Genomic DNA, 12,840 nt, shown 5'->3' on the forward strand with positions numbered 1-12,840 from the left:
CATGCCGGGCCGTCGCGCCACCACCCTGAGCGCGCCCAGCGACGCTGGCGTCGAGGCAGCGGGGGTGGCGAGCGCCCGTTCCGAGCTGGACCTGCTGCACTGCCTGCATTACGCGCCCGACGGCGTGCTGATCGTCGATCCGCAGGCGCGCGTGGTCGCCTTCAACCATACCGCCGAGGCGCTGTGGAACCGCCCGCGCGCGCAGGTGCTGGGGTATCCGCTCGGCGACCTGGTCGACGCCGAGGTGCGCGCGGATTTCCTCGCCAGTTGCCTGCACGAAGACGGCAGCGGCAACTACGAACTGGTGTTGCGCGACCACGACGGCGCGGCGCGCTGGCTGGCGGTGAGCGCGGCACGCGCACCGCAGAGCTACAGCCAGTTGCAGGTCCTGTTCGTGCGCGACATCAGCGCCGAGCGCGCCCGCGACGCCAGGATGCGGCTGCTGTCGCTGGCGCTGGACTCCAGCGACAACGCCATCCTCGTCTGCGATCCGCAGCTGAACATCCTTTACGCCAACGCCGGTTTCAGCCAGGTATTCGGTTATACCGAAACCGAGGTCCTGGGCCACCTGCCAAGCAGCGTGCTGACCGGCCCCGGCACCGACATGCAGACCGTGCAGCAGACCCGCGAGCGCGTAAGCGCCGGTTTCGGCCACCAGGCCGACATCCTGGCCTATCGCAAGGACGGCACCCCGCTGTGGGCCACCCTGGTGGCCACCCCCATCGCCGGCGAGGACGGCAGCCAACAGCGCTACATCCTCTCGTTCACCGACATCACCCAGAGCAAGATGCACGAGGTGCTGCACAAGAACGTGCTGGATGCGCTGGTCCGCGAACAGCCGCTGATCGACGTGGTGACCCTGATCTGCAAGGAGGTCGAACGCATCGCGCCGCAGGCGCTGGCGGTGCTGGTCAGCGTCGACGGCAGCGGCTGCATGCAGCCGCTGGCGGCGCCGAGCATGCCGGCGCTGTTCGCCGAGACCATGACCGACATGCATGCGGGGCCGCGTGCCGGCGCCCTCGGCACCTCGATCTGGCGCGGCAAGCAGGTGCTGGTGCGCGACCCGCGCACCGACCCGCTGTTCGCCAACTACGTCGGGCTGGTGGAGCACGTGCAGTTGGGCACCTGCGTGGCCACCCCGATCAAGTCCAGCAGCGGCCGCGTACTCGGCAGCTTCGCGCTGTGCTACCGGCAGGTGTGCGAGCCGCTGGCCTGGCACCTGCGCCTGATCGAACTGTGCGTACACCTGTGCGCACTGGCGCTGGAACGCGAGCAGACCAAGGCGCGCGTGCACCAGCTCGCCTTCTACGACTCCCTCACCGGCCTGCCCAACCGGGTGATGTTCAGCGCCCGTGCCGAACAGGCGCTGGCCGACGCCGAACACCACGGCACGCCGGTGGCGATCCTGTTCGTGGACATCGACCGCTTCAAGCGCGTCAACGAGACCCAGGGCCATGCCGCCGGCGACGGTCTGCTGCGCGACATCGCCCAGCGCATCGGCGACACCCTGGGCGTGGCCGATCTGGTCGGCCGCCAGGCCGGCGACGAATTCGTGCTGATGCTGCCGCAGTGCAGCGCCGAACAGGCCGCCGGCGTCGCCGAACGCCTGCTGCTGGCGCTGGCCGAGCCGCTGGTGGTCGGCCAGGTGACCCTGCACCCCAGCGCCAGCATCGGCGTGGCGATGTTCCCCGACGACGGCCACGACATCGAGACCCTGCTGCGCCATGCCGACCTGGCCATGTTCCGGGCCAAGCGCGAGGGCGGCGACAGCGTGCGCTACTTCAGTTCCGACATGACCCGCATGGCGCAGGAACGCGTGGCGATGGAGACCGCCCTGCGCGATGCCCTGCACCACAACAAGCTGCAACTGCACTACCAGCCGCAACTGCACAGCCAGGCGCCGAATGCGCTGTACGGGGTGGAAGCGCTGCTGCGCTGGGAACATCCCAATCTCGGCGCGATCTCGCCGGCGCGGTTCGTGCCGATGGCCGAAGAATGCGGGCTGATCGACGAACTGGGACAGTGGGTGTTGCGCGAAGCCTGCCGGCAGATGGCCGACTGGCGCCGGCGCGGCATCCCGGTGCCGCGCGTGGCGGTGAACCTGTCGGCGAACAATTTCGCCGACCCGGCGTTGCTGGCGCGGGTGCAAGGCCTGCTCGCCGCCTGCGGCCTGCAGCCGGCCGACCTGGCGCTGGAGATGACCGAGAGCGTCATGCTCTCCAACACCGGCGCGGCGCTGGCCAACCTGCGCCAGTTGCAGGCCTGCGGCGTGCTGCTGTCGCTGGACGACTTCGGCACCGGCTATTCCAGCCTCAGCCACCTGCACCAGCTGCCGGTCAACGAACTCAAGCTGGACATGAGCTTCGTCAGCGACCTGGAGCACTGCCAGACCTCGCGCGCGCTGACCACCTCGGTGCTGCGCATCGGCGAGACCCTGGGCCTGCACACCGTTGCCGAGGGCGTGGAGACCGAAGCGCAACGCGCGTTCCTGGCACGGCTGGGCTGCCGCGTGCTGCAGGGCTTCCTGTTCGCGCCGGCGCTGCCGGCCGCGGCGCTGGAGCAGTGGTTGCACGCGCATGCGCCGGCGCCGCCGGCCTAGGCGCAGGCGGCTGGCGCGGCGCCGCGAAACACCGGCAGCGCCCACGAAAAAAGCCCGGCATTGCCGGGCTTTTTCGTTGCGACGGTGCCGCGTGGGCGGCACGTCGCGTCAGCGCATCGCCGCAGCGATCAGGCGGCGACCGTGTCGGCCACGTCCTGGTAGTCCTGGATCTGATCGAAGTTCATGTAGCGATAGATCTGCTCGCCGCTGGTCTTGATCACGCCCACGTCGGCCATGTACTCGTCCTTGGTCGGAATCCGGCCCAGGCGCGAGCAGATCGCCGCCAACTCCGCCGAGCCCAGGTACACGTTGGTGTTGCGGCCCAGGCGGTTGGGGAAGTTGCGGGTGGAGGTGGAGAACACCGTGGCGCCCTCGCGCGCCTGCGCCTGGTTGCCCATGCACAGCGAGCAGCCCGGCATTTCCATGCGCGCGCCGGCGGCGCCGAAGGTGCCGTAGTGGCCTTCCTTGGTCAGCTCCGAGGCGTCCATCTTGGTCGGCGGCGCGACCCACAGGCGGGTCGGGATGTCGCGCTTGCCTTCCAGCAGCTTGGCCGCGGCGCGGAAGTGGCCGATGTTGGTCATGCACGAACCGATGAACACTTCGTCGATCGCCGCGCCGGCGACGTCGGAGAGCGTCTTCACGTCGTCCGGGTCGTTCGGGCAGGCCACGATCGGCTCGTGGATGTCGGCCAGGTCGATCTCGATCACCGCGGCGTATTCGGCGTCGGCATCGGGCTCGAGCAGCTGCGGGTCGGCCAGCCACTCCTCCATCTTCTTGATCCGCCGCGCCAGCGAACGCGCGTCGGCATAGCCTTCGGCAATCATCCACTTCAACAGGGTGATGTTGCTGGTCAGGTACTCGACGATCGGCTCCTTGTTCAGGCGCACCGTGCAACCGGCGGCCGAACGCTCGGCCGAGGCGTCGGACAGTTCGAACGCCTGCTCCACCTTCAGCTCCGGCAGGCCTTCAATCTCCAGGATGCGGCCGGAGAAGATGTTCTTCTTGCCCTGCTTGGCCACGGTCAGCAGGCCCTGCTTGATCGCGTACAGCGGGATCGCGTTGACCAGATCGCGCAGGGTCACGCCCGGCTGCATCTGCCCCTTGAAGCGCACCAGCACGCTTTCCGGCATGTCCAGCGGCATGACGCCGGTGGCGGCGGCGAAGGCGACCAGGCCGGAGCCGGCCGGGAACGAGATGCCGATCGGGAAGCGGGTGTGCGAGTCGCCGCCGGTGCCGACGGTGTCGGGCAGCAGCATGCGGTTGAGCCAGCTGTGGATCACGCCGTCGCCCGGGCGCAGCGACACGCCGCCGCGGGTGGAGATGAACTCCGGCAGGGTGTGGTGGGTCTTGACGTCCACCGGCTTCGGGTACGCCGCGGTGTGGCAGAACGACTGCATCACCAGGTCGGCGGAGAAGCCCAGGCAGGCCAGGTCCTTCAGCTCGTCGCGGGTCATCGGGCCGGTGGTGTCCTGCGAGCCCACCGAGGTCATCTTCGGTTCGCAGTAGGTGCCCGGACGCATGCCCTGGCCTTCCGGCAGGCCGCAGGCGCGGCCGACCATCTTCTGCGCCAGCGAGAAGCCCTTGCCGGTATCGGGCGGGTTCATCGGCAGGCGAAACAGGTCCGAGGCCGGCAGGCCCAGGAACTCGCGCGCCTTGGCGGTGAGGCCGCGGCCGACGATCAGCGGGATGCGGCCGCCGGCGCGCACTTCGTCGAACAGCACGTCCGACTTCAGCGCGAACTCGGCGATCACCTGCCCGTTCTTCAGCGCCTTGCCCTCGTACGGACGCAGCTCGACCACGTCGCCGTGCTCCATCTGCGACACGTCCAGCTCGATCGGCAGCGCGCCGGCGTCTTCCATGGTGTTGTAGAAGATCGGCGCGATCTTCGAGCCCAGGCACACGCCGCCGAAGCGCTTGTTGGGGATGTACGGGATGTCCTCGCCGGTCCACCACAGCACCGAGTTGGTCGCCGACTTGCGCGAGGAACCGGTACCGACCACGTCGCCGACGTAGGCGACCAGGTGGCCCTTGGCCTTGAGGTCGGCGATGGCCTGGATCGGGCCGCGCTTGCCGTCTTCTTCCGGCTCGAACGGCGCGCCGTCGCGCTTGTTCTTCAGCATCGCCAGCGCGTGCAGCGGGATGTCCGGGCGGGTGGTGGCGTCCGGCGCCGGCGACAGGTCGTCGGTGTTGGTCTCGCCCGGCACCTTGAACACGGTGATGGTCAGGCTCTGCGGCACTTCCGGCTTGCTGGTGAACCACTCGGCCTCGGCCCAGCTCTGCAGCACCGCCTTGGCATGCGCGTTGCCGGCCTCGGCCTTCTCCTGCACGTCGTGGAAGGCGTCGAAGATCAGCAGCGTGTGTTTGAGGCCTTCGGCGGCGACCGCGCCCAACTCCGGGTTGTCCAGCAGCTCGATCAGCGGATGGATGTTGTAGCCGCCGAGCATGGTGCCCAGCAGTTCGGTGGCGCGGGTCGGCGAGATCAGCGGGGTCTTCTCGCTGCCGAAGGCGACCGCGGCCAGGTACGAGGCCTTGACCTTGGCGGCGTCGTCGACGCCGGCGGGCACGCGGTGGCTCAGCAGTTCGACCAGGAACTGCTCCTCGCCGGCCGGCGGGTTCTTCAGTAGTTCGATGACCTGCGCGGTCTGCTGCGCGCTCAGCGGCAGCGGCGGGATACCCAGCGCGGCGCGCTCGGCTACGTGGTGGCGGTAGGCTTCCAACATACGGGTTCTCCGGGAAAAAACGGTGGGGATGGGGGGTATCGGCTGCGCGGCGTCAACCGGCGGGCTTGGGGACGATGATCTTCAGGCCCTTGAAGTAATCGCGGAAAAAACCGTCGTCGCGGGTGATCAGGCCATCGCATTGCAGCAGCGCATGCGCACCGATCAGGAAATCGGCCACCACCCGCTCGCGCTTGCCGCCGCGGGCGCGGAAGCGGCGCTGCATCTCGCCGGCGCGCAAGGCCGACTTGGCCTCCAGCGCGCTGAAGCGGATGCTCATGTCTTCCAGCACCGACAACGCCTCGGCACCGTCGCGCAGCGCGCTGCACACTTCGGCCAGGACGATGTCGCAGACCACGACCGGGCCGGTGCTCAGACACTGGCGCAGGCAGGCTTCGGCGGCGTCGGCCTGGGGGCCGTCGGCCAGCAGATCCACCAGCACGGACGAGTCGATGGCGATCATGCGCCGGCGTCGGGTTCGAACGGATCGCCCGGGGCGCGGCCGCGGATCGCGCGCATCGCCTCGTCGGTGCTGGCGAAGCCGTCGAGCTTGAAGCGGCCGCGGGCGCGCGAGATGGCATCGTCCACGCTCTTGCGCAGGATGATCCGGCCGCCATCGAGCTCCACCTTCAGGATGGTGCCCTTGCTCAGGCCCAGCGCATCGCGCACGGCCTTGGGAAGAGTGATCTGACCGCGTTCGGCGACAGTGGCTTCCATTGGTGTAGGCCCGGTTCGGTATGCACGGATTATACATACTCAAGCGGCCATACCGCCAGCGCCGGACGCGCCCCGGCACAGCGCGCGGTCAGGTACCGGGCGCGGTGCCGCCAGTGACGCACGGCCTTGCGGCGTCCTCGGCAGCCACCGCACGCCCCCCCCTTGCGGATGCCGGGGCCGGGGCCCCCGCCAACGCAGGGCCGCCCCGCCCTCTCTCAGCGGCTCAGAACGCCACCTGCAGACGGCCATTGAAGGTGGTGCCCTGGTCCGGGCCCTGCACGCTGCCGCTGCGGTTGTCGGTCTGCCAGCGGATCACGTCGAGCATCAGCCGGCTGACATCGTTGAGGTACCAGTTGGTGCCCAGCGTCCAGGCATGGCCGCGGCCGCCGCCCGGCAGTTCGGCGTAGTCCACGTCCTCGTAGCGCAGCTTCAGCTCCCAGGCGCCGGCGCCACCGGCGCCGACTGGGGCGGCGACCTTGACCCGGCCCCAGGTGCCGGTCTTGCCGACATACGCCGGCAGCGCGCCAGACAGGAACCAGCCGGCCGACACCGCCCAGGCCTGGTGAGCGAGGTCGTAACCGCCCGCGGCGCCGCGCCCGTGCAGGTTACGCCTGCCCCATTCGCCGCTGGCCCAGGCCGGGCCGAACACGCCGGCCAGCTCGGTGCCGTAGCCGTCGCTGCGCTTCGCGCCCAGCAGCGTTCCCGGCGCGATCCGGACCTGGTCGTTGAAGTGCCCGGCGATCGCCGAACTGCGCAGCACCCCGCTGGCGCCGGCGGCGATCTCCTCGTGGAAGGCCCAGGCGCCCAGGTGCACGGTGGCGGCCTTGCCGACCAGCGGATTCCAGTGCGCGCGCGCCGCCCAGGCCAGGCTGTCGTTGTCGTCGCCGGCATTGTTGAGGTCGTTGCCCGACACCGACAGGCTGGCGTGCCAATCGCGCCCGTAGACGCGCTCGGTCAGGCCGACGCCGAACAGGCCGCGCTGCGGCAGGATCAGCGTACCGACCACGTTGCGCTCCTGGAACGGGGTGTTGGACGTGCTGCTGGCGCCGTCGATGCCGCGATCGTTGAGCCGATTGCCGATGCTCAGGTCGGCCGGCAGGCCGAACAGGCGGTGCTCCAGCGTGGCGTAGACCGACTTCCAGGCGACTTCGTTGTCGGCGAAGTCGCCCTCCACCACCCAGCCGAGCAGGCCGTAGCGGCCTTCGGCGCCCAGCCGCACCGAGCGGATCTCGGTGCCGGACAGGTTGCGCTGGCTGGCGGCGGAACCGTCGGTGCTGGAGGCATCGACGAACAGGCGGCCGCGCGGCCGGAACGCCACGTTGCCGTCGGCGCTGGCGAACTCCGGCGCGCCCTTCGACCACGACACCTTCGGCGCCTTGGCCTGCGCCGACTCGAGCGCGGCGACGCGGCCTTCCAGCGCCGGCGCCGCGGTTGCCGGCGCGGCCACGGCGGCCGGCGGTGCGGCAGGCGCCTGCAGCGCGTCGAGCCGCGCCTGCAATTGCTGGATCTGCTGCGCCTGCTGGCGCACCAGCGCGGTCAATTCGGCCTGGCTCAGCGTGGCCGGCGCGGCCGGCACGGTCTGCGCGCCGGCCTCGGCGCTGCCCAACAGCAGGCCGAGGGCGAGCGTCAGCGCTGCGCGCGGCAGCACGGGATGTGAATGCATGGATCGGGTCTCTCCGGCCAGCCGGGCGCCTGGCCCGGCGCTGGCCCGTTGCGATGGTGCGGGGGATGCGGTGCGCGCGACAGGCGCGCCCCGGCCGAGCCGGGGCGCGCCTGCGCGGTCGTCAGCTGGTCGCCTGGCCCTGCGCGTTGGGACGCCAGGTGATCAGGCGGTTCTCGATCACGTCCAGCAATGCGTCGATGATCAGCACGAAGGCGGCCAGGATGATGATGCCGGCGAACACGCCCACCGCATTGAAGTTGCCCTCGGCCTGCGCGATCAGGTAGCCCAGGCCGGCGGAGGCGCCGAGGTATTCGCCGATGATCGCGCCGACCACGGCGAAGCCCACCGAGGTGCGCAGCGACGACAGGATCCAGCTCGCCGCGGCCGGGAAGTACACGTGGCGCAGCAGGTCGCGGCGGTTGGCGCCGAGGATGCGCGCATTGGCCAGCACCACCGGATTGACCTCGCGCACGCCCTGCATGGCGTTGAAGAACGTGGTGAAGAACACCAGGGTCACCGCCAGTGCCACCTTCGACCACAGGCCCAGGCCCAGCCACAGCACGAAGATCGGCGCCAGCACCACGCGCGGGATGGCGTTGAAGCCCTTGATGAAGGGATCCAGGATCCGCGCCGAGCGCCGGCTCAGGCCCAGCCACACGCCGCCGGCCACGCCCAGCGCGGTACCGATGACGTAGCCGAGCGCGGTCTCGGTCAGGGTGATGTAGACATGCTGGTAGAACCCGGTATCGGACAACCAGGTCCAGGCCTGCTGCACGATCGCGGTCGGCGCCGGGAAGAAGAACGGGTCGATCAGGCCCAGCGCGATGCCGCCCTCCCAGCCGCCGAACACGGCCACGACCAGGGCGAGCTGGATCAGTTTGTCAGTCTTGGCGTGCATAGCTCTTCTCCACTTCGCCGCGCAGGCAGGCCCAGATGTCGCGGTACAGGTCGGTGAAACGCGTGTCGAGCTTGATCTCGGCGACATTGCGCGGACGCGGCAGGTCCACGTCGAAACTGCGCACCACGCGGCTGGCAGGACCGGAGGACAGCACCACCACGCGGTCGCCCAGCGCGATCGCCTCCTCCAGATCGTGGGTGATCAGGATCACCGAGCGGCGCTGCTCCTGCCACAGCCGCAGCAGCTCGTTCTGCATCAGGTGGCGGGTGTGGATGTCCAGCGCCGAGAACGGCTCGTCCATCAGGATCACCTTCGGCTCCACGATCAGCGCCTGCGCCATCTGCACGCGCTTGCGCTGGCCGCCGGAGAGCTGGTGCGGATAGCGGTGCTCGAACCCGGCCAGGCCGACCTTGGCCAGCCAGGCGTTGGCGCGCTGCCTGCGCTCGGCCTCGGCCACGCCGCGGAAGCGCAGGCCCAGCTCCACGTTCTGGAAGGCGGTCTTCCACGGCAGCAGCGCATCCTGCTGGAACAGGTAGCCGACCGCCTCCTGCACGCCGGCCACCGGTTGGCCGTCGATGACGACCTCGCCGGCCGAGGGCGACAGCAGCCCGGCCACCGCGTTGAGGATGGTGCTCTTGCCGCAGCCGGTGGGGCCGACGATGGCCAGGAACTCGCCATCGGCGACCTGGATGTCCACCTCGCGCACGGCGGTGAAGTCGCCGAAGGACATGGTGACGTGGTTGATCGCGACCATCGTCTGCGCCGGGTCGAGGTGCGGCGCGCCGTTGAGGCGTTGCACGGTAGCGTTGCGTGCCATGGTTCCTCCGCTCACGGTTGGGCCGCCTTCGCCGCACCGCTGGCGCGGTCCACGAAGGCGTTGGTGTAGGTCTTGGACAGGTCGATGTCTGCGCGCGCCACGTCCTGGTTGAACTCGCGCAGCACGGTCAGCGGGGTTTCCAGGTCGGCGGCGACGAAGCGCCCATCGCGGGTGAAGATGGCGCGCGCGTTCTCCACCGCCCGCGCATAGGTGGCGCGGTCGCCGGACACATAGGCATCGGGCAAGGCGGCGACGATCTCCTCGGCGGAATGGTCGGCGATGAAACGCAGGGCCATCTGCTCGGCGCGCACGATCTTCTCCGCATCCTGCGGGCGCTGCTCCAGGAAACTGCGGTTGGCGTACATCACCGAAGTCGGATACAGCCCGCCGTAGACCTGGCGCGCGCCGGCGTCGCTGCGCGCATCGATCAGGATCTTGCCGATCCTGCGCTCGCTGATCAGGGTCGCGGCGGGGTCGTAATTGACCAACAGGTCGATCTTGCCCTGCTCCAGCGCCGCCACCGCGGCCGCGCCCGAACCCACGCCGATCAGCGACACCGCACTCTCGGCGATGCCGTTGCGCGAGAGGTAATGGCGCACGAAGAAGTCGGACGAGGACCCGGGCGCGGTGATGCCGACCTTCAGGCCCTTGATGGTCTGCGGCCTGGCCGGATCGAAGGCGGTGTCGTTGCGCCCGGCCAGCACCAGCCCGGAGTTGCGCGAGAGCAGCACGAAGGCGACCACGTCCTTGCGCTTGGACTGCATCTGGATGGTGTGGTCGTAGAAGCCCACCGCCACGTCGGTGGAGTTGGCCACCAGCGCCTGCAGCACCTTGGAGCCGCCCTGGGCGAAGTTCTCGGTCTTGACCTTGAGCCCGACCTGGTCGAAGTAGCCGTTGGCGTCGGCGATGAAGAACGGCAGGTTGTTGAGGTTGTAGGACCCGACGCTGATGCGCACGGGCGCGGTGTCGGCGCTCGCCGCGTCACCGCCGCCCTTGCCGCAGGCGGTGAGGAGCAGCAGACCGGCCGCGGCGAGCGCCGCGGTGAAGAACGTTCTGGACAACATCGATCCCTCCCAGGATTGAAGCGTGTACGTTGTCGGTCGCGGACGCACGCGTGCATGCAGGCGCCCGGCCGGTGCAGGTCATGTCATGCCGCGGAGATCCATTGGCGGGCCTCGTTGGACATGGGCGAGGTCGCGAAGACCCGCCCTTCGAACAGCCGGCGGGCGGTGCGCACCACGCTGGCGACGATCGGCGCATCGGCCGCGCTGCGGCTCAATCCCACCTCCAGGGCGCCGCTCGGATGTTCCAGGACGATGCGGCGCGGCAGCGCCGCATCGTCGACGAAGGTATTGGCCAAGGTACCCGGCGTGGCCGCCGCGGTGGCGATGCCGACCGCGCCGGTGATGGCCAGCGCGGTGTGGCACTGCTGCGGCATGAAATAGCGCACCTGCAGGTCGCCGCCATGCTGCGGCGCCGACAGCAGCACCGGCTTGGGAATCACCTTGCTGCCGGCATCGGCGATGCCCATGCGTGCGCCGGCCTGGATCCGCAGCGCCTCCAGCCGCGCCAGCAGCGCGGCATCGGCATTCAGCTCGGCAGGCGAGGCATCGCCGCGCACGCCGAGATCGGCGGCGCGCAGCAACATCATCGGCATGGCGCAATCCACCAGACTCGTCGCGACGCCGTCGATGGTGTCCTGCGCCCGCCCGCTCGGCAACAGCTTGCCAGTGCGCGCGCCGGCCGCGTCCAGGAACGACAGCCAGATCGGCGCCGCCGCGCCGGGCGCCCCGGCGATGCGCGTCTCGCCACGGTACACCACCCGGCCATGCGGCGTTTCCACCGTGGCCACGATCAGCTTGCCGGTATTGACGTTGTGGATGCGCACCTGGGTGCGCGGATGCTGCGCCTGCACCAGGCCGCGCTCGATCGCGTACGGCGCCACCGCCGCTAGCATGTTGCCGCAGTTGGGCGAGGTGTCCACCACCTGCTGCTCGACCCGCACCTGCGCGAACAGATAGTCCACGTCCGCATCGGCGCGGCTGGAACGGTCGACGATGGCGACCTTGCTGGTCAGCGCGTTGCCGCCGCCGATGCCGTCGATCTGCAGCGGGTGGCCGGCGCCCATCACCTCCAGCAGCAGGCGATCGCGGCGGGCGGGATCGGCCGGCAGGTCCGGCGCGAAGAAGAACGGCCCCTTGGAGGTGCCGCCGCGCATGAGCACGCAGGGAATGCCGGTCAGATCGTTGGACATGGTGTAGATTGATGCGCCATGAAGATGAATGTCTTCGTCTGATTCGATACTGGCATGGCCTCAATTAATCTGTGAATTGCTAATTTCTCGATGATTGATTACCAATGAGCATCAATTGCGAAATCCTCGACCTGCGCGCGTTCCTGCTGGTGGCCGAGACGCGCAGCTTCCACCGCGCGGCCGAGGCGCTGCACATGTCGCAACCGGCGCTGAGCCGGCGCATCCAGAAGCTGGAGCAGGCGGTGGGGTCGCCGCTGCTGGAGCGCACCACCCGCAGCGTGGCCACCACCGCCATCGGCGAGAACCTGCTGCCGCTGGTGCGGCGCATGATCGAGGAGTTCGACGGCTCGCTGTTTTCGGTGCGCGGCCACGACGATGCGCGCGGCGCCACCGTCACCATCGCCTGCCTGCCCACGGCCGCGTTCTACTTCCTGCCCAGCGTGATGGCGCGCTTCCGCGAGGCGCATCCGCACGTGCGCTTCCGCATCCTCGACATCCCGGCCACCGAAGGCCTGCAGGCGGTGGAACGCGGCGAGGTCGAGTTCGGCATCAACTTCATGGGCGCCAACGATCCCAACCTGGATTTCGACGTACTCGCCGAGGACCCGTTCGTGCTGGCCTGCCGCCGCGACCATCCGCTGGCGAAGAAACGCCGGATCGAATGGGCCGATCTGGCCCAGCACCAGTTGATCACCGTGCACCGCACCAGCGGCAACCGCACCCTGCTCGACGGCGCGCTGGCGCGCGAGAACCTGAAGCTGAGCTGGCATTACGAAGTGACCCACCTGTCCACCTCGCTGGGCATGGTCGAGGCCGGCATCGGCGTGTCGGTGCTGCCGAAGATGGCCACGCCCGACGGCGAGCATCCGATCCTGGTGACCCGGCCGATCGGCAACCCGGTGGTCTCGCGCACCATCGGCATCGTGCGCCGGCGCAGCGCGCTGCTCTCGCCCAGCGCCGAACGTTTCCTGCAGATGCTGATGAGCCAATGGCGCGGCAAGCCGTGACACGGGCGCTACATCTGAACGTGTAAGCTTCCGCCCGACGCCTTGGGCCGCCGCGCCTTCCGGCCGCGCCGCGCCCGCGACGCAGTGCCGGCAACGCAACGGCCCGGCACTCGCAAGCAGGCCCACGACAGCGGGCCACTGCAAGCCACCCGCAATCAGGAGTTCCCC

At 69.5% G+C, this 12,840-nt stretch carries 10 protein-coding genes; 2 read left to right on the plus strand and 8 right to left on the minus strand.

Annotated features, from left to right (window positions below):
- Window position 1 precedes the first annotated feature (1 nt).
- A complete protein-coding gene (locus tag AC1PME_RS11100) occupies window positions 2–2,599 on the plus strand; it encodes a bifunctional diguanylate cyclase/phosphodiesterase (protein ID WP_481095902.1) in 2,598 nt (865 codons plus the stop codon).
- A gap of 128 nt (window positions 2,600–2,727) precedes the next feature.
- Here the strand turns inward: AC1PME_RS11100 and acnB are convergent, their stop codons facing one another.
- The 8 genes from acnB to AC1PME_RS11140 form a co-directional block, all read right to left on the minus strand.
- Window positions 2,728–5,319, minus strand: a complete 2,592-nt coding sequence (gene acnB, locus AC1PME_RS11105) for a bifunctional aconitate hydratase 2/2-methylisocitrate dehydratase (protein ID WP_307550648.1) — start codon at window positions 5,317–5,319, stop codon at window positions 2,728–2,730.
- Between the two features lie 52 nt (window positions 5,320–5,371).
- Window positions 5,372–5,779, minus strand: a complete 408-nt coding sequence (locus AC1PME_RS11110) for a type II toxin-antitoxin system VapC family toxin (protein ID WP_010343321.1) — start codon at window positions 5,777–5,779, stop codon at window positions 5,372–5,374.
- On the minus strand, window positions 5,776–6,033 hold the full coding sequence (locus tag AC1PME_RS11115) for an AbrB/MazE/SpoVT family DNA-binding domain-containing protein (protein ID WP_254458093.1): 258 nt from the start codon (window positions 6,031–6,033) through the stop codon (window positions 5,776–5,778). Before AC1PME_RS11115 ends, AC1PME_RS11110 begins: the two co-directional genes overlap by 4 nt.
- Before the next feature lie 223 nt (window positions 6,034–6,256).
- Window positions 6,257–7,696, minus strand: a complete 1,440-nt coding sequence (locus tag AC1PME_RS11120; protein ID WP_481095903.1) for an OprO/OprP family phosphate-selective porin — start codon at window positions 7,694–7,696, stop codon at window positions 6,257–6,259.
- Window positions 7,697–7,817: 121 nt separating this feature from the next.
- Complete coding sequence (locus AC1PME_RS11125; RefSeq protein ID WP_307550652.1) at window positions 7,818–8,594, minus strand: ABC transporter permease; 777 nt, start codon at window positions 8,592–8,594, stop codon at window positions 7,818–7,820.
- The gene (locus AC1PME_RS11130; RefSeq protein WP_254458096.1) at window positions 8,578–9,411 is read right to left on the minus strand and encodes an ABC transporter ATP-binding protein; all 834 of its coding nucleotides are present in this window, start codon (window positions 9,409–9,411) and stop codon (window positions 8,578–8,580) included. The genes AC1PME_RS11125 and AC1PME_RS11130 overlap by 17 nt, the downstream gene beginning before the upstream one ends.
- 11 nt (window positions 9,412–9,422) lie before the next feature.
- Window positions 9,423–10,475 carry an ABC transporter substrate-binding protein gene (locus tag AC1PME_RS11135; RefSeq protein ID WP_254458097.1) on the minus strand — a complete coding sequence of 351 codons (1,053 nt, stop codon included), beginning with the start codon at window positions 10,473–10,475 and terminating at the stop codon, window positions 9,423–9,425.
- A gap of 83 nt (window positions 10,476–10,558) precedes the next feature.
- On the minus strand, window positions 10,559–11,665 hold the full coding sequence (locus tag AC1PME_RS11140) for a 4-oxalomesaconate tautomerase (RefSeq protein ID WP_254458098.1): 1,107 nt from the start codon (window positions 11,663–11,665) through the stop codon (window positions 10,559–10,561).
- A gap of 104 nt (window positions 11,666–11,769) precedes the next feature.
- Here AC1PME_RS11140 and AC1PME_RS11145 point away from each other — a divergent pair, with 104 nt between their 5' ends.
- Window positions 11,770–12,672, plus strand: coding sequence for a LysR family transcriptional regulator (locus AC1PME_RS11145; RefSeq protein WP_254458099.1), 903 nt, complete (start codon window positions 11,770–11,772; stop codon window positions 12,670–12,672).
- The last annotated feature ends 168 nt before the right edge of the window (window positions 12,673–12,840 follow it).

Source organism: Xanthomonas sp. NCPPB 901 (assembly GCF_056725085.1).

What these genes read in the sequence shown, in the direction of transcription:
- AC1PME_RS11100 (WP_481095902.1), top strand. Translation starts at nt 2, where the DNA reads ATGCCGGGCCGTCGCGCCACCACCCTGAGCGCGCCCAGCGACGCTGGC.
- acnB (WP_307550648.1), bottom strand. Translation starts at nt 5,319, where the DNA reads ATGTTGGAAGCCTACCGCCACCACGTAGCCGAGCGCGCCGCGCTGGGT.
- AC1PME_RS11110 (WP_010343321.1), bottom strand. Translation starts at nt 5,779, where the DNA reads ATGATCGCCATCGACTCGTCCGTGCTGGTGGATCTGCTGGCCGACGGC.
- AC1PME_RS11115 (WP_254458093.1), bottom strand. Translation starts at nt 6,033, where the DNA reads ATGGAAGCCACTGTCGCCGAACGCGGTCAGATCACTCTTCCCAAGGCC.
- AC1PME_RS11120 (WP_481095903.1), bottom strand. Translation starts at nt 7,696, where the DNA reads ATGCATTCACATCCCGTGCTGCCGCGCGCAGCGCTGACGCTCGCCCTC.
- AC1PME_RS11125 (WP_307550652.1), bottom strand. Translation starts at nt 8,594, where the DNA reads ATGCACGCCAAGACTGACAAACTGATCCAGCTCGCCCTGGTCGTGGCC.
- AC1PME_RS11130 (WP_254458096.1), bottom strand. Translation starts at nt 9,411, where the DNA reads ATGGCACGCAACGCTACCGTGCAACGCCTCAACGGCGCGCCGCACCTC.
- AC1PME_RS11135 (WP_254458097.1), bottom strand. Translation starts at nt 10,475, where the DNA reads ATGTTGTCCAGAACGTTCTTCACCGCGGCGCTCGCCGCGGCCGGTCTG.
- AC1PME_RS11140 (WP_254458098.1), bottom strand. Translation starts at nt 11,665, where the DNA reads ATGTCCAACGATCTGACCGGCATTCCCTGCGTGCTCATGCGCGGCGGC.
- AC1PME_RS11145 (WP_254458099.1), top strand. Translation starts at nt 11,770, where the DNA reads ATGAGCATCAATTGCGAAATCCTCGACCTGCGCGCGTTCCTGCTGGTG.